This window comes from Shewanella sp. 38A_GOM-205m (assembly GCF_000518445.1).
Classification (GTDB): domain Bacteria; phylum Pseudomonadota; class Gammaproteobacteria; order Enterobacterales; family Shewanellaceae; genus Shewanella; species Shewanella algae.
Genome location: NZ_JADP01000005.1, coordinates 37,215 through 63,550, shown reverse-complemented (window position 1 = coordinate 63,550; position 26,336 = coordinate 37,215). Strand labels below are relative to the sequence as shown.

The following is a 26,336-nucleotide window of genomic DNA, read 5'->3' as shown; positions in this document are numbered from 1 at the left end:
CCAAAGACTTGGCAATTCAATGAGTATTCGATAAGGTAAAGCGGCCTGTACGTGAATATTCGTAGCAAAATAAATTGACTATGACATAATTAGGCGGTGTCGGCTGTTTTACAGTCGAGCCATTAAAAATCCAACCTATCTAAAGGGATTTCTTCATGAACAAAAAAGTACTGATGATTGCTGGCGTAGCAATGACTGCTCTGCTGGGTGGCTGTGCCAACACCACTGCTCTGGAAGAAAGCGTTGCTAACCTGGGCAACAAAGTTGATCAATTATCAGCCGAAGTTAGCTCTCTGAAAGCAGAGCAAGGCAAACTGTCTGCTGACGTTAAAGATGCCAAAGCTGCTGCTATGGACGCTCAGTCTGAAGCTAAGCGTGCTAACGACCGCTTGGACAACGTTGCTTCTCGTTACAAGAAGTAATTCAGTCCCGGATCGGCAACACCAAGGTGTTGCCGATTTGCTTTTCGCTGAAGCCTACAATGACTTCCAGTCAGTCCTGACCCAAATTCCAGCCACAACCTTCATTTTTCAGCCTAAACCCGAGGCTCAAACTCAGTTTCGTTTAATCACCAACACACGGTAATCCAGCTCCAGCCCCTTGATCGCCCGAGTAGCAAGCGCACGCTTCTGTTTTTCGCTGGCGCGCCAGGCATAAGGAGTGGTTTCCAGAAGCGTCAACGCCTGCTCACCGCTCACATCCAGAGAAAAACTCAAGCTCTCGGTTTCCAGCACAGTCAACTCGGCCGGCAGGCTGATACTGAACTCCCGCTGCTTGAGATCAGCGTTTAATTGCTCACGCAACTGCCATAAGTGTCTGGGCCCGGGTGCCAACATCACAAGATGTGCCCCAGGCTTCATCACCCTGGGGATCTCCTTGCCCTTGAGCTGACCATCGAGCAGAGTCACCAGTGAAAACTGCGCATCTTCAAAGGGCAAGCGTTTGGCAACACTGAGAAATACCTGCGCCGTCGGCAAGGCTTTGGCAGCGGCGAAGGCGGCATTTTGCGCATCACAGATAAGCAGACGTTGCAGCTGTTCCGGCAGTTGCAGCATCTGCTGCAAGGCGCCGTCTCCGGCGTTGGGATCAAGTACAGCGTCACAGTTTTCGGCGAGCCTGGCCAGCTTAAGATTAAGCGCCTGATGCAAAGGCGCCATCAACTCAGACTGCAGCAGAAAACGCCTGGCCCGCAACGCCTGGCGCGACAAGGCATGTACCGCCGCGCTCTTGGGCTTGGCCAGCAGCCAATAGCCGTCTTCCTGGCGATCGAAGTGATGTTTGTTGGCGCAGTAAAAACCTCTGGATGCCTGATGCTGCTTGAGTTCACTCTGGCAAACCGGGCACTGAAATTGCACTGAATTCATCTTAGCTCCACAGAAAGATAAAGCCGCACAGAAGCGCGCCGAGCGCCAGACGGTAGAGCACGAAAGGCAGCATGCCCATCTTGCTGATAATCTTCAAAAACAGGTGGATACAGGTATAAGCCGCCACAAAAGAGAGCACTACGCCCAGTATCAAGGCCTGCCAGTCAATCACATGCCCACCGTCGAGCAGATCTTTGCCCATCAGCAGCGCCGCCCCCAGGATCACAGGAATCGACATCAAAAAAGAGAAACGCGCCGCCGCCTCACGGTTGAGCCCCAACATCAGGGCCGCCGTCATGGTGATCCCCGAGCGACTGGTGCCGGGAATAAGTGCCAAAGCTTGGGCGAAACCTATCATCAATGCCTTGCGCCAGCCGGTTTGATACTCAGTGAGCTCAAGCCGCGCCATCTTATCCGACCACCAGAGCAGCAAACCGAATACCACAGTAGTGATGGCAATAACGCCTGGCCCCCGCAGATAGGTTTCAACCAGATCTTTGGCCATAAAACCAAAAACGACCGCGGGTATGGTGGCCAGAATAATCCACCAGGCCAGTTTGCTCTCGGCACTGTGGTTACCCTTGAATATGCTGCCAAACCAGGCGTTCAGCATAGCGATGATTTCAGTACGGAAGTAGAGCACCACCGCCAGTAGTGAGCCTATGTGCACCGCCACATCGAAGGCCAGTCCCTGATCTTCCCAGCCCAGTAATTGGGAGGGCAAAATAAGGTGCGCCGAGCTGGAGATAGGTAAAAATTCAGTCAGGCCCTGGATCAGGGCAAGGATGATGACCTGTATTGTGTCCATAATTGTCCTTTAAAAATCAGGCCGACAGGCCCCAATCGAAAGCGATAGGCCAGAGTTTCTGGCTGGCCTTGTCATATTCCTGCCACAACACTTGGTAGCTGAGTTGTGCCAGTGGATGCTTGGTTTGCGGTGCCAGTTCAGCCAGCGGCCAAAGCACAAAGGCATTGGTCAGGATCTCGGCTCGGGGCAAAACAATGGGCTGCTGGCAGACCCTGTCATCATAGAGCAGCAGATCCAAGTCCAAGGTGCGCGGAGCAAACTTTTTCGCCCCGGGAATACGCCCATGACGCAGCTCTATCTGCTTGAAACAGGCCACCACTTCGGCAATGTCGAGCGAGGTGTGAGCGCCCACTACCATGTTGAGAAAGTTGCTGCCCTTGAATCCCACAGATTCACTCTCGAAAACCGATGACAGTTGCAGCTCGCCAAACGCAGCGTGCAGCTCTTTGATAGCTGCACGCAGATAATGTTCCGGGTCGATATTGCTGCCCAGACTGATGTAGATATGTGCCATATTGCCGTCAGATACCACGCTCGATTTCAACACCGACCGCTTTGGCCGAAGGGACGGCGCCGGGCTTCATCACCCGCACCTTGACCCAAGGCACTGAAAATTCACTCATCAGGCAATGGGCTATCATCTCGGCCACGGTTTCAATCAACTCAATGGGCTTTTCGGTGATCAGGGCGGTGAGGCGCTTGCTGACGGTTTCATAGCAGAGCGCCTGGCTGTAATCATCACTGTCGGCGGCGGCTCTGTTATCCCAGGCCATATCCAGATCGATAAGCAGTGTCTGGTGTACCTGTTTCTCCCACTCATAGATCCCGATAACCGTTTCTATCTGTAATTCCCGTATCAGCACTCTGTCCATAAAATCCCCCTTAGCAGCTGCCGGGCCTGAGGTCAGATAAGCTATCGGCAATAAAACCGCTATAATCCGCCCCGTTCCGGAGATATTCACTGTAGCCCCTTTCTACCTGGCCCGATCTTAAGTAGGATAAGGCATTGAAGGACAAGATGAACCCGAGATTTTTAACCGCCAGCTGACGGTAAAGATTTTCACCTTGGGTTATCCGGGCAAGGGCTGCATATTTCAGTGTGCGCGATAATACCTTAAGACGAGTAAGGAAACCAATTTGAGTACCATGGTACTGACCCCAATTATGATTGTGGCCGCTTACCTGCTCGGCTCTATCTCCAGTGCCGTGCTGGTGTGCCGCCTCAAGGGCCTGCCGGATCCCCGAGGCAAGGGTTCGGGCAACCCGGGCGCCACCAACGTGCTGCGCATCGGCGGCACTTGGGCCGCAGCCATGGTGTTTTTCTTCGATATGCTCAAGGGTGCCCTGCCCACTTATACCGCTTATCTGATGGGAATAGATGCCGTCTGGCTCGGGGTGATAGCCATTGCCGCTTGTCTGGGGCACATATACCCGATTTTCTTCGGCTTCAAGGGTGGCAAAGGTGTTGCCACAGCACTCGGTGCCATGGCGCCCATAGGTGAAGGCTTGGCGCTGTGTTTGATGGGCACCTGGTTATTGGTGGTATTGCTGACCCGCTATTCATCACTGGCGGCTTTGGTTACGGCGCTCTTGGCGCCTGTATATACCTGGTGGCTGGATGACAGATTTACCCTGCCGGTGGCCATGCTATCGACGCTGATCATTATCCGCCACAAGGATAATATTCGCCGCCTGCTCAAGGGCGAAGAGTCCAAGATGTCGCGCTCAAAGCGCACTAAATAGGGCCAAAGGCTGCCAGCTTTTAAAGCCGCTATCAAAAACCAAAAGGCGCCAGTGGCGCCTTTTACTTTTCAGGTATTACAGATGGCAGGTTAGCCGGGCTTCAGGAAATCGCTTCCAGAGTATCCAGCGGCCAACGTGGCTGCCCTTTCACCGCCAGCGTCTCACGCTCGCCGGCCTTGAGGCGCTGCAAGCCAGCGTAGGCTATCATGGCACCGTTATCCGTGCAGAACTCGCCTCTTGGGTAGAAAACCTTGCCACCACGGCTTTGCATCAACTCGGCCAGTGAGCTTCTCAGACGGGTGTTGGCGCTGACGCCACCGGCAATGACCAAGCGCTTAAAACCTGTTTGCTCCAGTGCCCGGCGGCACTTGATGACCATGGTATCGACCACGGCTTCTTCAAAGGCCCGGGCGATATTGGCGCGGGTCTGCTCATCATCCGGTTCGGCGGCTATGGTATTGGCGGCGTAGGTTTTCAGCCCTGAGAAACTAAAATCCAATCCCGGTCTGTCGGTCATCGGCCGGGGAAACTTATAGCCTGCCTTTTCCCCTTTGGCGGCGAGCTTGGCCAGTCTTGGGCCTCCTGGATAATCCAGCCCCATCAGTTTGGCTGTCTTGTCGAAGGCTTCACCGGCCGCATCGTCTATGGATTCACCCAGTACTTCGTAGCGGCCTATGCCTTCTACCTTCACCAGCATGGAGTGACCACCTGAAACCAAGAGCGCCACGAAGGGAAACTCAGGCGCATCCTCTTCCAGCATGGGCGCCAACAGATGCCCTTCCATATGATGGACACCTACTGCAGGCTTATTCCAAGCAAATGCCAGAGAACGGCCGACGCAAGCGCCCACCAAAAGCGCACCAATCAGGCCAGGGCCCTTGGTGTAGGCGATGCCGTCGAGATCTTCGATACGGGTATCGGCCTTGGCCAGCGCCTCACGGATCAGCGGCACTATTTTGCGCACATGATCCCTTGATGCCAGCTCAGGCACCACACCGCCATAGTCGGCATGTAACTTAACCTGACTGTAGAGAGCATGGGACAACAACCCCTGCTCTTCGTCGTAAATCGCTATTCCTGTCTCATCACAGGATGTTTCAATACCTAAAACCCGCATCTATGAAATCTTTCCGCCTGAAAAGGGCGCCAATTCTACCCCTAACCAAGAGATTTCTCCAGTTGTAGGCTAAAGTGAATTTACTTTAGGGACTTTACATCCAGTGCCAGTCGGTTTAAAATTCCGCACCATTTTAAATACACTTGGGTCAAGTGATTGACTCAATACAAACTTACACCTAAGGGGTGATGGCGTATGCCAATTATTAAAGTACGTGAAAACGAACCATTCGACGTAGCTCTGCGTCGTTTCAAGCGCTCTTGTGAAAAAGCCGGTATCCTGGCCGACGTGCGTGCTCGTGAATTCTACGAGAAGCCAACTACTGCTCGTAAGCGTGCAAAAGCTGCTGCAGTTAAGCGTCTGGCCAAGAAGCTTTCTCGCGAAAACGCACGTCGCGTACGTTTATACTAATTCCTTATGAGCCTGATAGATAAGCTAAAAGACCAAATGAAACAAGCCTTGGTGGCCAAAGAGAAGGTCCGCCTTGGTACGATTCGTATGGCATTAGCTGCCATCAAACAGATTGAAGTGGACACCCGCGAAACTCTGAATGATGAGCAGATAATAGCTGTCTTGACCAAAATGGTGAAACAACGCCGTGATGCCATTGCCCAATATGAGGCAGCGGGTCGTCCGGAGTTGGCAGAAGCCGAAGCAGCAGAGATTCAAGTTATTGAAACTTTCCTGCCCCAGCCTCTGAGCGAAAGCGAAATCGCTGCGCTGATTGATGCCGCTATCCAAGATAGCGGTGCCAGCACCATGGCGGATATGGGCAAAGTAATGGGAGCGTTGAAATCCAAAGTTCAGGGTCGTGCAGACATGGGTGCCATCAGTGCCCAGATCCGTGCCAAACTGCAATAAGCGGGTTTCCACGTATGAACAAGCCGTGCTTCTGCGCGGCTTGTTTGTTTACATCGGTCAAGGGTGCATGACTCAGTCTGATGGCTATACCTCGTGATTTTATCAATGAGCTGATTGCTCGCACAGACATAGTTGATCTTATCGATCACAAGGTACCCCTTAAAAAAGCGGGTAAGAATTATTCTGCCTGTTGCCCTTTCCACAGTGAAAAATCACCCTCTTTCACCGTCAGCAGAGACAAACAGTTTTACCACTGCTTCGGCTGTGGTGCCCATGGCAATGCCATTGACTTCATCATGGAGTATGACCGTCTCGAGTTCCTCGATGCCATTGAGGAGCTGGCAAGCCAACTGGGGCTGGAAGTGCCGCGGGAGAACAATCCCAACCGTCGTCGCGACGAAGGGCTCAGCCGCGATCTCTACCAGTTGATGGAAGAGGCCAACAGGTTTTATCAAAGCCAGCTCAGGCAACACCAGGACAAACAGAAGGTGTTGGACTATCTGGCCTTTCGAGGGTTGTCGGACCAGGTTGTCGAGCGCTTCGGCATAGGGTTCGCCCCCGACGGCTGGGACGGTTTACTGAGCCGTTACCGCTCGCAGCAAGAGTTGCAGGACAAGCTGCTGACTGCGGGGATGATCATCAGCAACGACAACGGCAAGCGTTACGACCGCTTCCGTGACAGATTGATGTTCCCGATCCGCGATAGGCGCGGCCGGGTGATTGCCTTTGGTGGCAGGGTGTTGGGAGATGGTACCCCCAAATACTTGAATTCTCCGGAAACGCCCATATTTCATAAGGGTAATGAGCTTTACGGTCTGTATGAGCTGAAGCAAGCCCACAGAGAACCCCGGCAAGTGCTGATTGTCGAAGGTTATATGGACGTAGTGGCGCTGGCTCAATTTGGGGTTGACTATGCGGTAGCCTCTCTGGGCACCTCGACCACAGCCGAACAGTTTCAGCTGTTGCTGCGCAGCGCCAAAGAGGTGGTTTGCTGCTACGACGGCGATAATGCCGGTAAAGAAGCCGCCTGGCGCGCACTGGAAACTGCCCTGCCACTGCTGAAACCCGGCGATACAGTGCGCTTTATGTTTTTGCCCCAGGGGGAAGATCCCGACTCCATGGTGCGCAAGACAGGCAAAGAAGCCTTCGAAGCTTTGATAGATGAAGCGCAAACACTGACGGGGTTTCTGTTCGATACCCTGACCACTAAATACGGGACAGACAAGGGCAACCTGGCGAAACAGGCCATAGCCCTGATTGAAAAGATTCAAGACACTGTGCTGCAAAATCTGTTGCTCGAAGACCTGTCACACAGGCTCGGCATGAACAGCGCAGATGATCTGAAGAAAAAGCTGGGATTCAAGGGCCCCCAAGGGGTTGCCCCCGCCCGGCATAAAGCGCTTAAGGGCCGGGGTACACCGCTGCGACTCGCCATCGCCTTGCTGGTACAACACCCACAGTTGGGGCTGAATTTGATCCCCCAACCGGCTCTTAAGCATTTACAGATGGCCGGCATAGACTTGCTGGTCGAATTACTGGATTTGACTCGTGCCCAGAAGATGAACAGCGCACAACTACTTGAGCAATTCAGGGATACGGACGAATTTTCCGCCCTGAGAAAACTGGCCCAATGGGAGCATCAAGTGGCGGATGAAAACCTGGAGCAAGAGTTCAAAAAATCCCTGGTATGGCTGAATAATCAATACATTGAGCAGCGCTATCAGGAATTAAGTCTGAAACAGACCCATACTAAAGAAGAGAAAATACAGCTTAAGAAGCTAATCGCGGCCATGAAAAGCCGCCAATGAGCTCTCTCAATTTATGGGTCCGGTCGCCGGACTAGCACAGGGATGCGCACATGGCTATAATTGACGATTTGTGCGGCAAGAGCCCAAGGCCGCTGCCCATCGTTGTAACAGTTACCCAACTTGGATGATATCTATGGATCAAACTCCGCAGTCGCAACTTAAACTGTTGCTCGCCAAAGGCAAAGAGCAAGGTTACCTAACCTATGCAGAAGTGAATGACCACTTGCCTGCAGATATGGTCGATTCCGACCAGATCGAAGATATTATCCAGATGATAAATGACATGGGTATCCGAGTGTTTGAAGAAGCACCGGATGTCGATGACATTATGATGTCGGAAGACAGCACGGATGAAGATGCCGCCGAGGAAGCCGCCGCCGCCCTGGCCTCAGTCGAGAGCGAGCTGGGCCGCACCACAGACCCAGTGCGTATGTATATGCGCGAAATGGGTACAGTGGAACTGCTGACCCGCGAAGGCGAAATTCAGATCGCCAAGCGTATCGAAGAAGGCATCAATACGGTACAGAGCTCTGTCGCCGAGTACCCACAGGCGATCGCCATGATCCTCGAACAGTTTGATCAGTTCGAGGCCGAAGAGATCCGCCTATCCGACATTATCTCTGGATTTGTCAATCCCGACGAAGACGATGTAGGCCCAAGCGCCACCCATATTGGTTCTGAATTGTCCGATGATGATCTGGATGATGAAGATGATATGGACGATGATGACGAAGATGACGACAGCGATTCCGAAGATGAAGGCTCCAAAGGCCCGGATCCGGAAGAAGCCCGTGAGCGTTTCGGCCAACTGCGTGCCGTCTATGAAAACTCACTGAAGCTCATCGAACTCAAGGGGCGCGATCACCCCGAGTCAGTCGCGGCTCTGTTCCACATCGGCGAAATTTTCAAAGAGTTCCGTCTGGTGCCCAAACAGTTTGACCGTCTGGTCAAGAGCATGCGCAGCATGATGGACAAAGTGCGGGTTCAGGAACGCCTGATCCTCAAGCTTTGTGTTGAACAGGCCAAAATGCCGAAGAAGAACTTTGTTAAGCTCTTCACCGGCAACGAAACAGATATCAGCTGGTTCAACGCCGAGATGAACTCCGGCAAGCCATACGCCGAAGGCCTGAAAATGGTCGAGGAAGACGTGCTGCGTTGCCGCGCCAAGCTGGAAGCCATCGAAGCCGAAACCGGCCTGTCTATCGCCTCAATCAAAGACATCAACCGCCGCATGAGCATAGGTGAAGCCAAGGCTCGCCGTGCCAAGAAGGAAATGGTTGAAGCCAACTTACGTCTGGTTATTTCTATCGCCAAGAAATACACCAACCGTGGCCTGCAGTTCCTGGATCTGATCCAGGAAGGCAACATAGGTCTGATGAAGGCAGTAGACAAGTTTGAATACCGTCGTGGCTATAAGTTTTCTACCTATGCTACCTGGTGGATCCGTCAGGCCATTACCCGCTCCATCGCGGACCAGGCCCGTACCATACGTATCCCGGTACACATGATAGAAACCATCAACAAGCTCAACCGTATCTCGCGGCAGATGCTGCAGGAAATGGGACGCGAGCCTTCTCCGGAAGAGCTGGCCGAGCGGATGATGATGCCGGAAGATAAGATCCGCAAAGTGCTGAAAATCGCCAAAGAGCCTATCTCCATGGAGACCCCTATCGGGGACGATGAAGATTCGCATCTGGGGGATTTCATCGAGGATACTACCCTCGAGTTGCCACTGGACAGCGCCACCAGCGAAAGCCTCAAGAGCGCCACTCATGAAGTGCTGGCAGGCCTGACAGCCCGTGAAGCCAAGGTCCTCAGAATGCGTTTTGGTATCGACATGAACACTGACCACACCCTGGAAGAAGTGGGCAAGCAGTTCGACGTTACCCGTGAACGTATTCGTCAGATTGAGGCCAAGGCACTGCGTAAGCTGCGTCACCCGAGCCGCTCGGAAATCCTCAAGTCCTTCCTGGACGAGTAAGCAAGCTTTTGTACAAAAACCCCGCTACGCGGGGTTTTTTATTGCCGTTATGCCTCAAGTCTGATTAACAGATAACCACTTGAAAGCAATGACATCAATAATGCGCAAAACACGGGTGACAAGCACGATTAAACTTCGTATACTCTGTCCCGCTTCTGGTGATGACGATTGCCTTAAGCTGGCCCCTTAGCTCAGTTGGTTAGAGCACACGACTCATAATCGTTAGGTCCCCAGTTCGAGTCTGGGAGGGGCCACCACTTTTTCGAAGGCTTAGCTAACTCAATTTAGCTAAGCCTTTGTGCTTTCTGGGATACTGGGTGCTGTAGTATTCAAACTCGCATTAGAAAAGATCTTGCTAACTCATCATCTCGTCTCTCCTTGGGTATTTCTCACAAAATGATTAACTTATTTCTTCCTTGCCATAGGATAAGGGCATATCATTGCAACCATTAAGTCCAATAAAAGACATAGGAAGTGTTAAAAATGAATAAGTTATCGATTGGTTGCGCAATCATTTTTTCTTTATTAGTTTCAGGCTGTACTGTTCGTGTCGCAGATCTAACAGTAGGCAGCACGAAGAATGTTAATTTAAATTCTGGCCAATTAGTAAAAGGTGAGCGAGTAACAGGGGAAGACTCCTATGGTGTGTTCCTATTTCCATTTGGCATCCCTAATGTTAAAACCGCTATGGATCGTGCTATTGAGACAAACAAGTGTGCAGTTGGCCTAACTGATGTTGTTGTAACTCAGCTTAATCACTCGTTTATTATCGGCACTATCGGTTTAAGGGTTGAGGGCGATTTACTGATAGATCAAAGTAAAGAAGGTTGTAAGAAATCTATCTAACTTTCTGAAAGTCCCCCTTGAACTTAGAAAATACTGCATAGCCAATACTTAGTATTGGCTTTCTTCTTTGATGTAAACATATCCTTTTTATAGAGTAAGAAAACTTGCGTTAAAGGTGTCCGAAAACTCCTCTAGCTATGTCAAATACGAAGTCGAGCTATGGCGTGAACACTACAACCACGTTCGCCCACATAGTTCGCTGAACTATATGCCGCCTGTTAAGTATGCCAAGCAGGCAGCATAAGCTGGAAAATCTCATCAAGAGATTGGTACTAATCTCGGGGAAAGGTCAGAGCTTATAATTACGTATATACAGTAAGACTTACACTGCGACAGTGGCAAAGTATCGCCAGCTATGCTTGTGAGTCGGAATACGCTGAAAACCTGCTATAGAGAGCCCATATGGAACAGAAATGGAGCTTGTTTATCCCCTCGCTGAGTGCAAACCGTCAATTGGGGATTAGAAAGCCAGGTCCAACTGCTGCAAAGCTTCCTCTGCCGGTGAGTGGCTGTCATCTTGGCTGACCAGCCCGGCAGCCACCCCCAGCAGACGGATGCCACGGCCGTTGGCTCTTTGCAATGCCTGGGTCAGCAAGTCATCCAGCAGGCGCACAGATAACTCACTCGAGCGGGTTTCTATAGTGGTCTGTTTAAAGTCACTGAACTTGAGTTTGACCACCAGCTTATGAATTTGCCTGTCTTTGGCTCCGCGCTCCAGACGGCGGGCCAACTCCTGCACCAACTGTGGCATTACCTGGCGACACTGGGCCAGGGTATGAATATCCTCTGCCAGCGTGGTTTCTACCCCAACAGACTTGCGCTCTCGGTTGATGGTCAGTTCACGCTCGTCTATCCCCTGAGCCCTTTCATAAAGCAAGGTACCAAACTTTCCAAACCGCTGTTGCAACTTGGTCAGCGGCACCTTTTGCACATCCGCGCAGGTATGCAGCCCCATATCGGCCAGCTTCTGGGCGGTGACCTTACCGACGCCGGGGATCTTGATAAGCGGCAGGTTTTTTACAAACTCGGGCAGTGCCTGTGGCGTGACCACATACTGGCCGTTGGGCTTGTTGAGATCCGATGCCACCTTGGCGAGAAACTTGACCGGGGCGATACCTGCCGAAGCCGTCAGGCCGGTTTCCGCCAGGATATCGGCGCGAATAGCCTCGGCAATTAGGGTGGCCGAGCCTTGGTATAACGAGCTATCGGATACATCCAGGTAGGCTTCATCCAGCGACAGAGGTTCAATCAGTGAGGTATAGCGGGCGAAGATGGCCCGGATCTCTGCCGAGACTTCCTTATAGACAGACATGCGCCCGGGGATCAGCAGCAGATCCGGGCAAAGCTTTAACGCATAGGCCGAGGCCATGGCAGAACGAACGCCGAATTTACGCGCCTCATAATTGCAGGTGCTTATCACCCCGCGTCTGTCACTGCTGCCGCCGACGGCCAGAGGTCGGCCACGATATTCTGGAAAATCACGCATCTCCACCGCGGCAAAATAGCAGTCCATGTCGATATGTATGATCTTTCTCAAGCTTGCTTTCCGGATCTCAAAGGGCTCGGTCGAGCCGGACACAAACAGAGTACTGTATAAAAAAACAGTTAACAAGCCAGGATAACGAAAAAGCAGATCAATCGAGAGCAAAAAAGGAGAGCCAGGGCTCTCCTTAATGGATTTAAAGCTCGTCTTAATCGATGCGGAACTGACCTATGTTACGCCCCAGAGCCGTGGCCAACTGTTGGAATGCCTGCATCTGATGTGACAGCTCTTCGCTGGCGCTCAGGGATTCATCGGAGCGGCCACGGACATTTTCAATGTTGCAGGCCACTTCTTCGGCCACCACAGCCTGCTGGCCTATAGCCGCAGTGATCTCCATGGTTTGCAGCTGGATGGCATCCACTGCCGCAGTTATTTCTGTCAGTGCCCTCTCCACTTCCAGAGTCAGACTTTGGCCCTGGTTGGCCTCCATGACTCCGGCTTCCATCACCTGTTCGGCTTGTTGTGCCTGTTGCTGCAGAGTCTGAATAATGCCCTGAATATTGGTCGTGGAGTCCTGAGTGCGGGATGCCAGGGTACGCACCTCATCGGCCACAACCGCAAAGCCCCTTCCCTGCTCGCCGGCGCGGGCCGCTTCAATGGCGGCGTTGAGTGCCAGCAGATTGGTTTGCTCGGCAATGGCGCGGATCACACTGAGCACCTCGCCTATTTCCTCTGAGCTGCTTCTGAGCGCCCGAATAACCCCGGCGGCTTGGTTGACCTGAGTAGAAAGTGAGTGCATTCCCTGACTGGCCTGCTGCACCACATCTGCGCCGTTTCTTGACTGCAACAGCGCCGTCTCGGCAAACTCGGCGGCTCGTTGGGCGCTGGTCGCCATCTCCTGGCTTGTGTGGGCCATTTCGGTAGCGGCTGTGGCCACTGAGGCAATTTCCTGTTTCTGGGCGCTGACAGAGGCCAGTGCGTTGTCACACACTTCAGCCGCGGCGGCAACCCCATTATCCACCCGACCACTGAGTTCACGGGTTTCCAGCAACAGACTCTGCACCTTGGCGGCAAAACGGTTGAATGCCGCGCCGAGACGCCCAAGTTCATCGGCGCGGTTGATTTCAATGCGGCGTGACAAGTCGCCCTCACCCTCGGCGATATCTTCCATGGTGTGCAGCAGGCTATTGAGATTACGCCGAAACGGCAACATCATCAGGAAAACGGTTAACGCCACCAGTAAAATAATCCCCACTGAGACCAGGCTGGTTTGCCAAAGGCTTTGCTTCACCGGTGCCTGAAACACTTCATTGGGCAACATGAACCCCAAATACCAGCGCACTTTGGGATAGTCACCGCGAATGGCAATGTAGCTCACCCGCTGCAACTCTCCCTGATAAGTGACTTCGGCAATACCGGCATCCCGGGTTTGCATTTCACGTTTCAGTTCACTAAAACCCTGATTGTCGCCGCTGAGATTGTCAATAACGGCCGCATCAGAGCCGGCGGGGAACGTTTGATTAAAACCCGGGAAGTAAACCAGCTTTCCCTGCTCCGTCATCAAAAACGCCTGGCCTTCGCCCCGGTATTTGATTGGCGCCAGCAGGTTTTTACCTATGGTATCGATGAGAATATCCATACCGCCTATGCCTATCAGGCGACCATTGGCATCCTTGACTACTGTCTTGACCGTGGCCGAGATTGAGCCGTCGTTGGCATCCACTGCCGGGTCGCCGACAAACAAACCATTTTTGTCTATCGCCTCCTGCCACCAGGGACGTTTGTTGGTGTAGTAGTCGGGATCGCCATCGTAACGGCCATTGAGATCAAAGTACTCGAAGGTATTGGCCGAGCCGAAGAACACCGACTTGATCTCCTTGTCCTGCTCGGAGAAAAAGTGGAAGTAATCCACCAGCTGTTGATAGCCGGGATCGAGGCTGAGATCTGAGCCACGGCTATGGTATTTGGCAAACCAGTTATTGATGGCAGGGTTAGCAAAGACAGAGTGAATAATCTGCCCCTTGGCGTAGAAGTAATTGCCGATTTCATTGGCCTTGAGGGTGATCAGCGCCGATATGTCCTGATCTATGCGGGCACGGGTATCGTCGCTGCTGCTCTTGACCATCACGACGGCCACTATAGACAACAACAGCGCCAGGGCACCGACGATAGCCAATACAAGTTGCAAACTGAGAGAACGTCTTATCTGCTCCATTGCGAGTCCTATTTGTTATATTTTTATTTAAGGAAACCAGCAATGTATCAGAATCTGTTAACAATTTTGAATACTAAATGACAAGAAACAATATAATTTTCTATGTAAACAATCCCCTGCACCAAACCGAAGCAATTCAGTGCCTTATTGCCCAACTCAAGTGCATTCAAATTTAACTCAGGCTCAATGCAACACCAGATAGCAAAAGAGCCGCAATAGCGGCTCCTGTCGTGACGGCTTTGATACCGTTACATCTTGGACTGGATGTAATTCTGTAACCCAACCTTGTCGATAAGGCCCAGCTGTTTCTCCAGCCAATACATGTGATCGTCTTCGGTTTCTTCCAGCAATAGCTCCAACAACTCCCGGCTCTGATAGTCCTTGAGTTGCTCACACAGGGTGATGGCTTCTCTCAAGTTGGCGGCAACCTTATATTCATATTGCAAGTCGTTGTGCAGCATCTCCTGCACATTCTTGCCTATGGTGAGGGCGTCGCGACTGGCAACATCCGGAGTGCCTTCCAGAAACAGGATCCGTGCAATCAACTTGGCGGCATGCTCTCTTTCATCGTCCGACTCATGCTTGATCCGCTCATAGAGCTCATTCAGCCCCCAGTCTTCATACATATGAGCATGCACAAAGTACTGATCCATTGCCGACAGTTCCCCGGTCAGCAGCTTGTTGAGCACATCTATGACTTGCTGATGGCCTTTCATACCTGTCTCCTTATTCTTTCTCAATCTGTGACTGCAGATAGTTCGCCAGTCCGGTCAGGCTTATCAGCTCAAACTGAGCTTCCAGCCAATCCAGGTGTTCCTCTTCATCTTCCAGCAGATCCTCGAGGATATCGCGACTGACATAATCACGCTCAGTCTCACACAGGGCAATGGCATCTCGCAGCACTGTCAGTTGCTCTTCCAGCATCTGTTTGTCACAGGCCAGCATCTCTTCGCTGTGTTCACCTATGCGTAACTTGTCCAACTGTTGCAAGTTGGGCAGGCCTTCGAGAAACAACACCCGCTCGATAAGCTTGTCGGCGTGCTTCATATCCTGAATCGATTTCTTGTAGGCTTTGTGGTTGAGTCCTTCCAGGCCCCAGTTCTTGAACATGCGGGCATGAAGGAAGTACTGATTGATGGCTGTCAGCTCACAGGTCAACACCTTGTTGAGCTGGGACACCACTTTGGGATGACCTTTCATTATCTCGTCCTTTAGCTTTGATTAAACTTGATCCAAGTCAATGTTTCCAGCCTAGCCCAAAGCGGGACGCATTACAAATTAACCTTTAATTTCACAAACTTACAAAAGATAACCATTATCATTTTAACTAAGGTTAGCAAGCTGATTTTAAGCACAAGTGATTAAAAAAGCTCGATATCATCTTCTATCTGTGGCCCCTGGAGCTTGCCTTCTTCCAACAGTTGCCCATAAAACGCCACTTGGTTGCGACCATTGCCTTTAACAAAATACAGTGCGTTGTCGGCCTGATTGAGCAAGGTTCCGGGCTCAACCCGGGGATCTATCCCCACAATGCCCATAGAGATGCGGATCCCGCCCAACCGCTCCTGCTGCAATTTGGCCAGCCTGTGGGTAAACTCCTGACACAGCTTAAGCAAGGCACTGCGGGTACGCGGCGCCGGCAGGATAACAAACTCATCACCGCCAAAACGGAACATGAGATCCTGAGGGTTAAACACCTGCTTCATCAGCGCCGAAACCTGCAACAGGACTTCATCGCCATAGAGGTGGCCGAAGGTATCGTTGATTTTCTTGAAGTAGTCTATATCGAAAATGCAAATCCACAGCTTGAGCTCCTCTTCGGCGTCCATACTCGCCTGTTCCTGCTTGAGTTCACAGGCAATTTCCACCGAACTGTATAACTGTGGCAAAAAGGCTTTACGGTTCAATAGATTGGTAAGGCTGTCGGTTTCACTCTCCACCACTATGTGGAAATAGTTCTCATAGACTTTGGCAAAACCTCTGAGCAAAACCATATCTTGCTCAGTCAATAAAGGCGCGCTGACCAAGAGCACCTTGGTGAGTTTATCGTTGATGATGATGGGAACGGCCAACTCCTGGTGCAGACCGTTGGAGAAACAGATCTCCCTTTGTTGTTCGATACAGAGTTTGACCGATACAGCCAAGGTGGCGCCGTTAACATTGCGCTGGCCATCCAGGCCCCCTTTACGCTTGGTGAGCTTATCCACATCCAGGATACACACCTCATCTATGTTGAGCATTTGCGATACTGTGGACACCAGGCTCTCGGCAAGAGAATCCAACTGCCGCTGCTCGGTCAACTGTACCACTGAATCGAGAATAGCTTCCGGCTCTCTGCTCATCGGCATATCTCCTCTACAGAGCGCTTGTCCATGCCACAGAGTGTAGTACAGCAGGAATTAACGGGCGGAGCGGGCGAAAAAAAGGCCTCCGAAGAGGCCCTTTTTCAAATAATTCTATCTTTGGTTAAACGCTCGCGCCGGGCTTCTTCAGCCGCTTCACGGGCCTTGCGTTTATCGCAGGGCTCATCACAGTCGCAGGCCTTTTCTATGCCCAAGACCCCGAGGCCACCACAGCTGCCCTGTACCGCCTTGCGCTTGATTAAATAACCCACAGACATCAGCAGGAAAAACGCCAGCAGAATCACAAAGGCCGCAATAAAAGTACTCATAAAGGCTCCAATTACTCTAGTGGACGAAGGCTTTAAACGCAGAGCTATAGTATACCTTAAACCCTTGGTCCTGTTTTTCAATCAGCATGATGGCCAGCTTTTCCTTTTCGGCCAGGGCCAGCGAGGCTTCTGTGCCCATCACCATCATGGCAGTGGCAAAACCATCGGCCGTCATACACTCAGGGTGCAAAACAGTGACAGAGGCCAGTCTGTGCTCTACCGGAAAGCCACTGCGAGGGTCGATAATATGAGTGAAGCGCTGTCCGTCCTCCTCATAGTAGTTACGATAGTCGCCCGAGGTAGCCATGGCCATGGTGCCCGGCTCTATCACCTGTTGCACCGCCCGGCCATTATCCGCCGGCTGCTCTATCGCCACCCGCCAGGGTTTGCCATCGCCTTTGCTTCCCTTGACACTGATCTCACCGCCAATCTCCACCAGATAACCTTTGGGCTGATACTTATCCAGCAAACGAGCCACTTTATCGACCCCGAATCCTTTGGCTATGGATGACAAGTCCACATAGACGCTGGACTGACTCTTGCTGAGCAGGTCCCCTTCTATCTGAATGGCATCTATCCCCATCCGCGCCTTGGCTTCGGCTATCTGCTCGGCAGAAGGCACTTCCAGAGGCCGTTTGTCCGGGCCAAAACCCCACAGGTTGACCAAGGGCCCCAGGGTGATATCGAGTGCGCCGTCAGTGAGCTGATATAACCTGATACCTTCACGGATATTGGTAATGGTATCGGCTGAAACTGTCAAACTCTGGCCTTGCTTGAGCTGATTGAAACGCGAAAGCTCGGAGTCGGGTCTGTAGGTCGACATCTGATCGTTCACCTGCTCCAGTGCCATATCGATTTCAGCCTGCAACAACTGGGCATCCGGCAAACCTTTGCTGTTAACCACCTTAATATGATAAGTGGTGCCCATGGTGCTGCCGGAGAGCGCAATCACTTCATCCTGACTGCTGCAACCAGAAACAAAAAAGGCCAATCCCATAAGGACCAGCCAATTTGCCAGCGTTGTAAACTTAGCGGTCTTGAACTGCATACTATGAATTTCCCTTACAAACTGGCACTGCCAAAAGGCAGTGCCAGGGAATGAACTAATGCTTAGCCACCGAAGTCATCCAGAAGGATGTTTTCATCTTCAACGCCAAGATCTTTCAGCATAGCAATTACCGCTGCGTTCATCATTGGAGGTCCACACATGTAGAACTCACAATCTTCAGGGGCGTCGTGCGACTTGAGGTAGTTCTCATAAAGCACGTTGTGAATGAAGCCTGTGTAGCCATCCCAGTTATCCTCAGGCTGAGGATCTGACAGGGCCACATGCCAGACAAAGTTATCATTCTCAGCCGCCAGGCCATCGAAATCTTCAACATAGAACATTTCGCGCTTGGAACGGGCACCGTACCAGAAACTCATCTTACGCTTGGACTTAAGACGCTTGAGCTGGTCGAAGATATGAGAACGCATAGGCGCCATACCTGCACCACCACCGATAAAGACCATTTCAGCATCGGTATCTTTGGCAAAGAACTCACCGAATGGGCCGGAGATAGTGACTTTATCACCTGGCTTGAGACTCCAGATGTAAGACGACATCTTACCACAAGGCAGGCTCAAATTCCGTGGTGGAGGCGTAGCAATCCGCACGTTCAGCATGATAATGCCAAACTCTTCTGGATAGTTGGCCATAGAGTATGCACGAATGGTTTCTTCATCAACCTTGGATTCCAGGTTGAAGAAACCAAAGTGTTCCCAGTCACCACGATACTCTGCTGGAATATCGAAGTCTTTATACTTCACATGGTGAGCCGGGGCTTCAATCTGAATATAACCACCGGCACGGAAAGGTACTGACTCGCCATCAGGGATCTGTAGCTTAAGCTCTTTAATGAAGGTTGCCTTGTTATCGTTGGAGATAACAGTACATTCCCATTTCTTGATGCCGAAGATCTCTTCATCCAGCTCAATTTCCATATCTGACTTGACGTTAACCTGACAAGACAGTCGGCACCCCTTACGGGCATCACCCTTGCTGATATGATCCAGTTCGGTTGGCAGAATATCGCCGCCACCGGACTTAACGTTGACACGACACTGACCACAAGAGCCACCGCCACCACAGGCAGATGACACGAAAATACCGTTGTTGGCCAAAACGCCCAGCAACTTGCCACCGGCAGCAGTAGTAATCGCCTTCTCTGGGTCACCGTTGATGCCAATAGTAATATCACCGCTGGAGACCAACTTGGATTTGGCGAACAGGATCACCAATACCAGGATCAGAACTATCGCGGTAAACATACTCACACCGAGGTAAACCTCGAGTGGAGTAGACTTAAAAATACCAAGAATATCCATTAACTTATCCTTAGAGGTTCAATTTCGGAAGCCGCTTGGTGTCCCTTAAAGGGACACACCAGAGAACGACATGAAACCTAAGGCCATCAGACCCGCAGTGATAAAGGTAATACCCAGACCACGCAGACCATTAGGCACATCAGCATACTTCAGCTTCTCACGGATACCGGCCAACAGGACGATAGCTAATGCCCAGCCCAAACCGGAACCGAAACCGAACACCAGGCTCTCACCCAGGTTGTAGTCACGTTCAACCATGAAGGATACCGCACCGAAAATCGCACAGTTTACTGTGATCAGCGGCAGGAAGATCCCCAGGGCGTTGTACAGTGGCGGGAAGTACTTATCCAGAGCCATTTCCAGGATCTGAACCAAGGCTGCGATAACACCGATAAAGGTAATGAACTTAAGGAAGCTCAGATCGGCATCCGGTACACCGGCCCAAGCCAATGCACCAGGAGCCAGGATACCCTGATAGATCATCTGGTTAACTGGTACTGAAATAGTCAGTACCACGATAACCGCAACCCCGAGACCCATGGCCGTCTTCACTTTCTTGGAAACGGCCAGGAAGGTACACATCCCCAGGAAGAAGGCCAGTGCCATGTTTTCGATGAAAACAGAGCGAATTAACAAACTGATATAATGTTCCATCGCGCTTACCCTTTTGCTTCTACTTGCTCTGGCTTATAAGTGCGGATTATCCAAATCAGAATACCGATCAGGAAGAAGGCACTTGGCGGCAGCAGTAACAGGCCGTTGGGCTGATACCAGCCACCGTCTGAGATTTTGGAGAGTATCTCAACACCAAACAGCGAACCGTTACCAAAGAGTTCACGGACGAAACCTACGCTCATCAGCACCAGACCATAACCCAGGCCGTTACCTATACCATCCATAAAGCTCATCAGTGGTGGCGTCTTCATCGCATAGGCCTCGGCACGGCCCATCACGATACAGTTGGTAATAATCAAACCAACGAATACCGACAGCTGTTTGGAGATGTCGTAGGCGTATGCCTGCAGCACCTGATCCACCACGATTACCAGCGAGGCAATAATGGTCATCTGCACAATAATCCGCACGCTGGCAGGAATATGGTTACGTATGATGGAGATAAACAGGTTGGAAAACGCTGTTACCGCCGTCAGTGCTATGGTCATCACCAATGCGGTTTCCAGCTTACTGGTTACCGCCAAGGCACTACATACCCCGAGGATCTGCAGCGCAATAGGGTTATTGCTGACTATAGGTCCGGTGAGAACCTGTTTGAGTTCTTTACTGTCGGCCATTAGCTCAATCCTCCATTGCGTGCTTTTTCAATAAAGCGAGCAAAACCTTCATCGCCCAGCCAGAATGTCAGCGAGTGCTGAACACCATTACTGGTAAGGGTCGCGCCGGACAAGGCATCAACACCATGGTCTGTCTCGGCTACGGCTGGGTTTTTAGTCACTGTGATAGCTATGTTGCCCTGCTCGTCAAACAGCTTCTTGCCCTGCCATTTGGCTTTCCAGCTTGGGTTTTCAACTTCGCCGCCCAGTCCAGGGGTTTCACCTTGGTTGTAATAAACCAGGTTCTGGATGGTGTTCATGTCCGGTTCCAGCGCCAGGAAGGCGTACATGGTTGACCACAGGCCATAGCCATGAACCGGCAGGATCACGCTGGTCACTTTACCGGCATCATCACGCACCAGATAAACCACAGCATTTTTGGCAATCCGCTTAACCGAAGCAATGTCATGCTCAGGCACCACAGAGGTGGCTGGATCACGAGAGGCTTTCTGTTGATCATAGGTATCGCCGTTGATATCGGTCACTTCGTCACCGGTTTTCAGCTCGATAACCTTGGCTTCAACATACTTTTTGTAAGTTTCCAGAACCACATCTTTGCTGACCTTGCCGGATTTGGTGTCGATCAGGTTGGCGGCTTCCAGAATAAACTTCTGCTTATCCAGCAGTTTGTTTTCCTGCTGGGTTGGCTTGAGCAGTACTGCTGCGGTCGATACGAAAATCGAGCAGATAAGACACAGGCCAACGACGACAAATAGTGTTCTTCCGAACGAATCCTTATTACTAGCCACGAGCAATCCTCCGCTTGATGTTTGCCTGGACTACAAAATGGTCAAACAGTGGCGCAAACAGGTTGGCAAACAGAATCGCCAGCATCATGCCCTCTGGGAATGCAGGGTTGATAACACGGATAAACACTGCCATGGCACCTATCAGGATACCGTAAGCCCATTTGGCCTGGTTGGTGAAGGAAGCCGACACAGGGTCAGTGGCCATAAACATCATACCGAAGGCAAATCCACCCAGAACCAGGTGCCAGTACCAAGGCATGGCGAACATGGGGTTGGTTTCAGAACCGACCTGGTTCAGCAGCAGTGACACGGCAATCATACCAACCATCACGCCGCCGACGATGCGCCAGGAAGCGATACGGGTATAGATAATAACCAGACCACCGAGCAGGATAGCCAGAGTGGAAACTTCACCGACAGAACCAGGAATAAAGCCGAAGAAGGCATCCCACCAGTTCTGGTTGAAGGCATAGTCCAGAGTACCTGAAGCCGCTTGGCTCAGCGCAGTTGCGCCGGAGAAACCGTCGGCAACCACCCAGGAGTTGTCACCGGACATGTTCAACGGATAGGCAAAGAACAGGAAGGCACGACCGGCCAGTGCTGGGTTGAGGAAGTTACGTCCGGTACCACCGAACACCTCCTTGGCGACAACCACACCGAAGCTGATACCCAGTGCCACCATCCACAATGGGATAGTTGCAGGCAGCGTCAGGGCAAACAGCACTGAGGTCACGAAGAAGCCTTCGTTGACTTCATGGCCACGAACCGAGGCGAACAGCACTTCCCAGATACCACCGACCGCGAAGGTTACGGCATATATAGGCAGGAAGAAACAGGCGCCATACCACATCAAGGTGGCCCAGCCGGAATCGGCTGTCAGCTGAGTACCGAAGAGTTCAAACAGACCCACCTGCCAAACATCGGGAGTACCGAAGCCGGCGGCCAGGGCGATTTGCGCCTGCAGACCCACGTTGTACATCCCGACAAACATGGCGGGGAAAGTACAGGCCCAGACGGTAATCATCATGCGTTTCAGATCCAGGTTATCGCGCACATGGGTCTTGCCCTTGTTCACTTTACCCGGGGTGTAAAAAATGGTCGCTGCGGCTTCATAGAGCGCATACCACTTCTCGTATTTACCGCCCTTTTCAAATTGCGGTTCAATACGCTCAAGAAAATCTTTCAAGCTCATAAGCCTTCCCTCTCGACGGTCTCCAAGCAGTCACGCAGGTATGAACCATAGTCATACTTACCGGGACATACGAAAGTACACAGTGCCAGGTCTTCTTCATCCAGCTCCAACGCACCCAATGCCACGGCGCCATCGGTATCACCGGAGATCAGATCACGCAGCAACATAGTGGGCAGAATATCCAGAGGCATCACCCGCTCATAGTTGCCGATAGGCACCATGGCCCGCTCGGAGCCACCGGTACTGCTGGTCATATTGAACAGACGGGAAGGACTCAAGTGACCCAGGAAAGCACGGGTAATGGAGAACTTATCGGCTCCAGGCATTACCCAACCGAAGAACTCTTTCTCTGTGCCTTCTTCAATCAGGGTCAACTGCTGGAAGTAGCGTCCCATATAAGCATGGGGACCTATTGCAGTACGGCCGTTGAGCACAGAACCTGAGATAACCCGAACTTGGCCATCGGCTTCGTCTTGGGTCAGGGCCTGAGTGCTGGCACCCAACAGAGTGCGTACCAAGCGAGGGTTCTTGGCTTTAGGGCCAGTGATGGCCACAACGCGCTGGTTGTTCAGTTCACCTGTGGTAAACAGCTGACCTATCGCGATGACGTCCTGGTAACCCAGGTACCATACGCTGCGACGGGCAGAGGCAGGCATCAAGAAGTGGATATGAGTTCCAGGCAGACCCGCTGGATGGGGACCGGCAAACTCTTCCACTTGGGCATTACCCGCTGGAATGTCTGCTCCTGGTGCTTTACAGACGAAGACTTTGTCTGTCAGTCGGGCCAGTACTTTCAGGCCGTTGACAAAATCGTCTTTATGCTCAGCGATAACAACTTGAGGATCGCCAGCCAGTGGCTGGGTGTCCATGGCTGTCACGAAGATAGCCGCTGCTGTCGCATCCACTGCCGGCACCTTACTGAAAGGACGGGTGCGCAATGCGGTCCACATACCTGATTCAATCAGATTGTCGCGAACCTGCTGCGGTTCCAGAGTATCCAGAGCCTGGGCATCATACTTGGCAAAAGAGACGGCTTCGTCCCCTTCGATCTCTATGACGACTGACTGCAGAACACGTTTGGCGCCGCGGTTGATTTCTAATATTGTGCCACTGGCCAAAGCCGTATATTTGACGCCAGGATTCTTTTTATCTTCAAAAATCACCTGACCTTTTTGCACTTTATCGCCCACTTTGATCTTCATCGTTGGACGTAAGCCAATATACTCTTCACCCAAAGTAGCTACGTGTTTAATGGCTGGGCCATCATGGATAACTTGCTTTGGTCCGCCTGCTAGAGGCAAATCCAATCCTTTCTTAATTGTAATCATATCCACATGCACTACGTTTTGAAGGAAAGACAATGCGCCGCGTTCCTGCTAACCCCCGACTCTCACACAAAAAATCGAGCGTTGAGCTAGCGCAGATTTATCACAGAAATGCGATCGCAATCACGCTGGTCGCGCGCATTTTACCCCAATTGCAACGCTATCGCCACGAAAATTGTAGTGTTTTAACCTGCTTTCAAAGCGACCAAGAGAGAATCGAGCGGAGTTGAACAAGCGGAGATAGCGGCAAGCGGGCGAAAGGCAGGATTTTGTCCTGACTCATAAAGTTATACTTTTCATTTTTAAAGAATTAATCAACCAAATAGTCGAAAATACTTATTTCACCTCCCCGGCCTTACCGGGGAGGCTCTGCTTCAAAATTTCATCCGGTAGCCCAGCTGTAAACGTCGGCCAACACTTGCCAACAAGCCGGTGTCATCTTCACGTAACAGGCCCGCGTCATCGAGCAGATCCTCGGCGCGAAAATAGAGCTGATGTTTTGAGTTGAAGTCATAACTCAGCAGCAGATCCAGTTGCATGCTGTCCTTTGCCGTCACCTGAGGGGTAAGGCTTGCCACTTCTGAACGATATATGCCCTGAGCCCTGGCCTTAAAGCCGTCCCACTCCAACCCAACATGAAGACTCAAGGCATGCTCGGGCAACCAGGGCAACTGCTTATCGGCCATCAGGCAAGGTCCGCTCAGCATAAGACAACCCGAGTGCTGCGCCTTGGCTTGGGTGTAATGGTACTTGAGTCCCATGGGCCAATTGACAGTGCCTGAGTCAAGGCTGTAGTCGAGCGCCAGTTCGGCGCCTTTGACATCCACTTCCCCGAGATTGTATTGATTGAGGCGCAGCGCTGGGTCGCAGAAGCTATTTGCCGTGCAATCAAAATGCAGATTGTCGAAGTCTCGCTGGTAAAGGCTCAGTGCACTTTTCAGCCTACCTGACTCAAAGCGGCCACCGAGTTCATATTGCCAGGCTTGCTGGGAGCGTTGCCCCTGGTTGCCGGGGCTCGCCGCCGCCCAGGCTCTGCCGGCACTGATGAACAGGCTCAGTGCCTCCCCTCGCCAACTGAGCTTGGCCGTGGGTAACCATTCACTTTCGGAGAAATCCGCGGCTGAAAGCGGCACGGTTTCGCTACTGCGCTCCAAGCTGACATCTTCATAGCCGACGCCGAGTTCCAGAGTCACGGCCGACCAGTTGAGCTCAGCCGTCACCGCCGAGCTCCAGACACTGGCCTTGTCATCAATCCTGACACTCAGACTCTGCGCGGTATCACTCAGCAGTCCATCCTGCCACAGCCAACTCCCCAGGCCGGGTGTCAGCTCGGCCTTGTCTCTGTGCCAGCGGGCACTGTAACTCACCTTGTGGCGACCATAGTGAGTAATGGCCTGAGTCTGGAGCCCCATAGCCTCGAAGTCATCATCACGGCGAAAGTCGACCAATGAAACCGCGCCGATAGCAGCGGCATCCAAGGCCGCCAGTTGCTCAAGCGCGTCACCTTGAATAAAGGCGCCATCGGCAAAACTCATCTGCAACTGCGAGCTGTGATGGCTATGGTAGTAAAGCTCGGTAAACACCCGGGAACCGGCAGTAGGCTCAACGCGGTGTGACAGCTGATATCTGTGGCTGCGGCTCTTGAGTCTATCCTGCGTGGCAGCGCCATACACCAACTCAGGATTCAGTTGCCAATCGGCAGCCGTCAGCCCCATTCCCGGCAAAAACTGCCGCTGCTGTGAATACTGATACTTGAATTCAGTATGTTGCCGACTGCGGGCACCCGGCAAGCTGTTGGCCGCTATCTTGAATAGGACCTTGGTCTGACTGTCGTCTTGCCCCTGCTCGGCGCTTCTCGGCTCCTGCCAGGGTTGCTGGCGCCTGTGGCTCGCCTGCAGCAATACCTTATAGTCATCGGCATCAATCAAACCGCGGCCCTCGGCGCCCCAACCTTTATCCTCATTGCCCTGAAGCCGCACACTCTTGCCCGGAGTATCATGCAACCCCAGGCTTTGCGTTTCCAAAACACCAAAACTGCCGCTACCGCCATAGAGCAAGCTACCGGCGGCATTGGCCGAACTGGCAACCAGGGTATCGGGATCCGGCAGTTGCCACAGATAAGGCGCAGAATAAGGTGCCGGCGCCAGATTGACCCTGTCTTCGATAATCGCCATTCCGGAATGGCCGCTGCCACCGGCGCCGCGGATACTGAAACTGCCAGGCAGGGTTGGGATAAGCTCGCCACCGGCGGTCAATTGCCGCTCGGCCGAGTCATAGTACATGGCATTGATTGCTGCGGGCTCAAAAGCCGGATGATCAGCAGCCAAAGGTTCGGAAGCATGCGCCCACGGCCCGGCCAAACTCCCGCTCACCAAACCGGCCACGGCACTCACCTTAAGCAAGCCACGCCTCTGACTCATATCCCAATCCCCTATCAGCAGTTACCGCATATTTGATGTTATATTTTTGTAAACT

At 52.1% G+C, this 26,336-nt stretch carries 27 protein-coding genes and 1 tRNA gene; 9 read left to right on the top strand and 19 right to left on the bottom strand.

Translation table 11 applies throughout. The features are described from left to right. The first annotated feature begins 155 nt into the window (after window positions 1-155). Window positions 156-422 carry an Lpp/OprI family alanine-zipper lipoprotein gene (locus tag N512_RS0106195; protein ID WP_025010519.1) on the top strand — a complete coding sequence of 89 codons (267 nt, stop codon included), beginning with the start codon at window positions 156-158 and terminating at the stop codon, window positions 420-422. 132 nt (window positions 423-554) lie between these two features. Here the strand turns inward: N512_RS0106195 and N512_RS0106190 are convergent, their stop codons facing one another. The 4 genes from N512_RS0106190 to folB are packed head-to-tail and all read right to left on the bottom strand — an operon-like array spanning window position 555 to window position 3,044. Continuing rightward, entirely contained in the window at window positions 555-1,364 is an 810-nt protein-coding gene (locus tag N512_RS0106190; protein WP_028779758.1) for a putative RNA methyltransferase, read from the bottom strand. 1 nt (window position 1,365) lies between these two features. Then, window positions 1,366-2,172: an undecaprenyl-diphosphate phosphatase gene (locus N512_RS0106185; protein ID WP_025010517.1), complete on the bottom strand. Its 807-nt coding sequence runs from the start codon at window positions 2,170-2,172 to the stop codon at window positions 1,366-1,368. A 16-nt stretch (window positions 2,173-2,188) separates the two neighbouring features. Continuing rightward, window positions 2,189-2,686: a 2-amino-4-hydroxy-6-hydroxymethyldihydropteridine diphosphokinase gene (gene folK, locus N512_RS0106180; RefSeq protein ID WP_028779757.1), complete on the bottom strand. Its 498-nt coding sequence runs from the start codon at window positions 2,684-2,686 to the stop codon at window positions 2,189-2,191. Window positions 2,687-2,693: 7 nt separating this feature from the next. Beyond that, on the bottom strand, window positions 2,694-3,044 hold the full coding sequence (gene folB, locus N512_RS0106175; RefSeq protein WP_025010515.1) for a dihydroneopterin aldolase: 351 nt from the start codon (window positions 3,042-3,044) through the stop codon (window positions 2,694-2,696). A gap of 274 nt (window positions 3,045-3,318) precedes the next feature. Here folB and plsY point away from each other — a divergent pair, with 274 nt between their 5' ends. Further along, a complete protein-coding gene (plsY, locus tag N512_RS0106170) occupies window positions 3,319-3,915 on the top strand; it encodes a glycerol-3-phosphate 1-O-acyltransferase PlsY (RefSeq protein ID WP_370629044.1) in 597 nt (198 codons plus the stop codon). A 100-nt stretch (window positions 3,916-4,015) separates the two neighbouring features. Here the strand turns inward: plsY and tsaD are convergent, their stop codons facing one another. After that, complete coding sequence (gene tsaD, locus N512_RS0106165) at window positions 4,016-5,032, bottom strand: tRNA (adenosine(37)-N6)-threonylcarbamoyltransferase complex transferase subunit TsaD (RefSeq protein WP_028779755.1); 1,017 nt, start codon at window positions 5,030-5,032, stop codon at window positions 4,016-4,018. A gap of 195 nt (window positions 5,033-5,227) precedes the next feature. On the opposite strand from tsaD, the gene rpsU reads away from it, so the two are divergent. The 7 genes from rpsU to N512_RS24005 all read left to right on the top strand — a co-directional run bounded on the left by rpsU (window position 5,228) and on the right by N512_RS24005 (window position 10,772). Continuing rightward, the gene (gene rpsU / locus N512_RS0106160) at window positions 5,228-5,443 is read left to right on the top strand and encodes a 30S ribosomal protein S21 (protein WP_006080725.1); all 216 of its coding nucleotides are present in this window, start codon (window positions 5,228-5,230) and stop codon (window positions 5,441-5,443) included. Window positions 5,444-5,449: 6 nt separating this feature from the next. Further along, window positions 5,450-5,893 (top strand): GatB/YqeY domain-containing protein, encoded by a 444-nt coding sequence (locus N512_RS0106155; protein WP_025010513.1) that lies wholly within the window; start codon window positions 5,450-5,452, stop codon window positions 5,891-5,893. A gap of 80 nt (window positions 5,894-5,973) precedes the next feature. Beyond that, window positions 5,974-7,701 (top strand): DNA primase, encoded by a 1,728-nt coding sequence (gene dnaG, locus N512_RS0106150; protein ID WP_028779754.1) that lies wholly within the window; start codon window positions 5,974-5,976, stop codon window positions 7,699-7,701. A gap of 133 nt (window positions 7,702-7,834) precedes the next feature. Next, window positions 7,835-9,682, top strand: coding sequence for an RNA polymerase sigma factor RpoD (gene rpoD / locus N512_RS0106145; protein ID WP_101059504.1), 1,848 nt, complete (start codon window positions 7,835-7,837; stop codon window positions 9,680-9,682). Between the two features lie 180 nt (window positions 9,683-9,862). Beyond that, a tRNA-Ile gene (locus N512_RS0106140) sits at window positions 9,863-9,939 on the top strand. A gap of 226 nt (window positions 9,940-10,165) precedes the next feature. Then, window positions 10,166-10,528 (top strand): hypothetical protein, encoded by a 363-nt coding sequence (locus tag N512_RS0106135; protein ID WP_037474364.1) that lies wholly within the window; start codon window positions 10,166-10,168, stop codon window positions 10,526-10,528. A gap of 115 nt (window positions 10,529-10,643) precedes the next feature. Beyond that, a complete protein-coding gene (locus N512_RS24005) occupies window positions 10,644-10,772 on the top strand; it encodes an integrase core domain-containing protein (protein ID WP_081737098.1) in 129 nt (42 codons plus the stop codon). Window positions 10,773-10,988: 216 nt separating this feature from the next. Here N512_RS24005 and dinB read toward each other — a convergent pair whose 3' ends face one another. The 14 genes from dinB to N512_RS0106065 all read right to left on the bottom strand — a co-directional run bounded on the left by dinB (window position 10,989) and on the right by N512_RS0106065 (window position 26,281). Continuing rightward, entirely contained in the window at window positions 10,989-12,065 is a 1,077-nt protein-coding gene (gene dinB / locus N512_RS0106130; RefSeq protein WP_028779751.1) for a DNA polymerase IV, read from the bottom strand. Window positions 12,066-12,219: 154 nt separating this feature from the next. After that, window positions 12,220-14,226, bottom strand: coding sequence for a methyl-accepting chemotaxis protein (locus N512_RS0106125; RefSeq protein WP_028779750.1), 2,007 nt, complete (start codon window positions 14,224-14,226; stop codon window positions 12,220-12,222). Between the two features lie 248 nt (window positions 14,227-14,474). Beyond that, entirely contained in the window at window positions 14,475-14,942 is a 468-nt protein-coding gene (gene bfr, locus N512_RS0106120; RefSeq protein ID WP_025011865.1) for a bacterioferritin, read from the bottom strand. A gap of 10 nt (window positions 14,943-14,952) precedes the next feature. Next, on the bottom strand, window positions 14,953-15,426 hold the full coding sequence (gene bfr / locus N512_RS0106115; RefSeq protein ID WP_025011866.1) for a bacterioferritin: 474 nt from the start codon (window positions 15,424-15,426) through the stop codon (window positions 14,953-14,955). Window positions 15,427-15,587: 161 nt separating this feature from the next. Beyond that, window positions 15,588-16,568 carry a GGDEF domain-containing protein gene (locus N512_RS0106110; RefSeq protein WP_028779749.1) on the bottom strand — a complete coding sequence of 327 codons (981 nt, stop codon included), beginning with the start codon at window positions 16,566-16,568 and terminating at the stop codon, window positions 15,588-15,590. 104 nt (window positions 16,569-16,672) lie between these two features. Beyond that, window positions 16,673-16,897, bottom strand: a complete 225-nt coding sequence (gene nqrM, locus N512_RS0106105) for a (Na+)-NQR maturation NqrM (protein WP_025011868.1) — start codon at window positions 16,895-16,897, stop codon at window positions 16,673-16,675. 16 nt (window positions 16,898-16,913) lie between these two features. After that, complete coding sequence (locus N512_RS0106100; RefSeq protein ID WP_037474362.1) at window positions 16,914-17,945, bottom strand: FAD:protein FMN transferase; 1,032 nt, start codon at window positions 17,943-17,945, stop codon at window positions 16,914-16,916. Window positions 17,946-18,007: 62 nt separating this feature from the next. Then, window positions 18,008-19,264 (bottom strand): NADH:ubiquinone reductase (Na(+)-transporting) subunit F, encoded by a 1,257-nt coding sequence (gene nqrF, locus N512_RS0106095; RefSeq protein ID WP_025011870.1) that lies wholly within the window; start codon window positions 19,262-19,264, stop codon window positions 18,008-18,010. A gap of 45 nt (window positions 19,265-19,309) precedes the next feature. Then, window positions 19,310-19,918: an NADH:ubiquinone reductase (Na(+)-transporting) subunit E gene (gene nqrE / locus N512_RS0106090; protein ID WP_025011871.1), complete on the bottom strand. Its 609-nt coding sequence runs from the start codon at window positions 19,916-19,918 to the stop codon at window positions 19,310-19,312. Between the two features lie 5 nt (window positions 19,919-19,923). Continuing rightward, complete coding sequence (locus N512_RS0106085) at window positions 19,924-20,556, bottom strand: NADH:ubiquinone reductase (Na(+)-transporting) subunit D (RefSeq protein ID WP_025011872.1); 633 nt, start codon at window positions 20,554-20,556, stop codon at window positions 19,924-19,926. Next, a complete protein-coding gene (locus N512_RS0106080; RefSeq protein ID WP_025011873.1) occupies window positions 20,556-21,344 on the bottom strand; it encodes a Na(+)-translocating NADH-quinone reductase subunit C in 789 nt (262 codons plus the stop codon). Before N512_RS0106080 ends, N512_RS0106085 begins: the two co-directional genes overlap by 1 nt. Beyond that, window positions 21,337-22,536: an NADH:ubiquinone reductase (Na(+)-transporting) subunit B gene (locus N512_RS0106075; protein ID WP_028779747.1), complete on the bottom strand. Its 1,200-nt coding sequence runs from the start codon at window positions 22,534-22,536 to the stop codon at window positions 21,337-21,339. Before N512_RS0106075 ends, N512_RS0106080 begins: the two co-directional genes overlap by 8 nt. After that, window positions 22,533-23,864, bottom strand: coding sequence for a Na(+)-translocating NADH-quinone reductase subunit A (locus N512_RS0106070; RefSeq protein ID WP_028779746.1), 1,332 nt, complete (start codon window positions 23,862-23,864; stop codon window positions 22,533-22,535). Before N512_RS0106070 ends, N512_RS0106075 begins: the two co-directional genes overlap by 4 nt. 371 nt (window positions 23,865-24,235) lie before the next feature. After that, window positions 24,236-26,281 carry a TonB-dependent receptor domain-containing protein gene (locus tag N512_RS0106065; RefSeq protein ID WP_028779745.1) on the bottom strand — a complete coding sequence of 682 codons (2,046 nt, stop codon included), beginning with the start codon at window positions 26,279-26,281 and terminating at the stop codon, window positions 24,236-24,238. Between the last annotated feature and the right edge of the window lie 55 nt (window positions 26,282-26,336).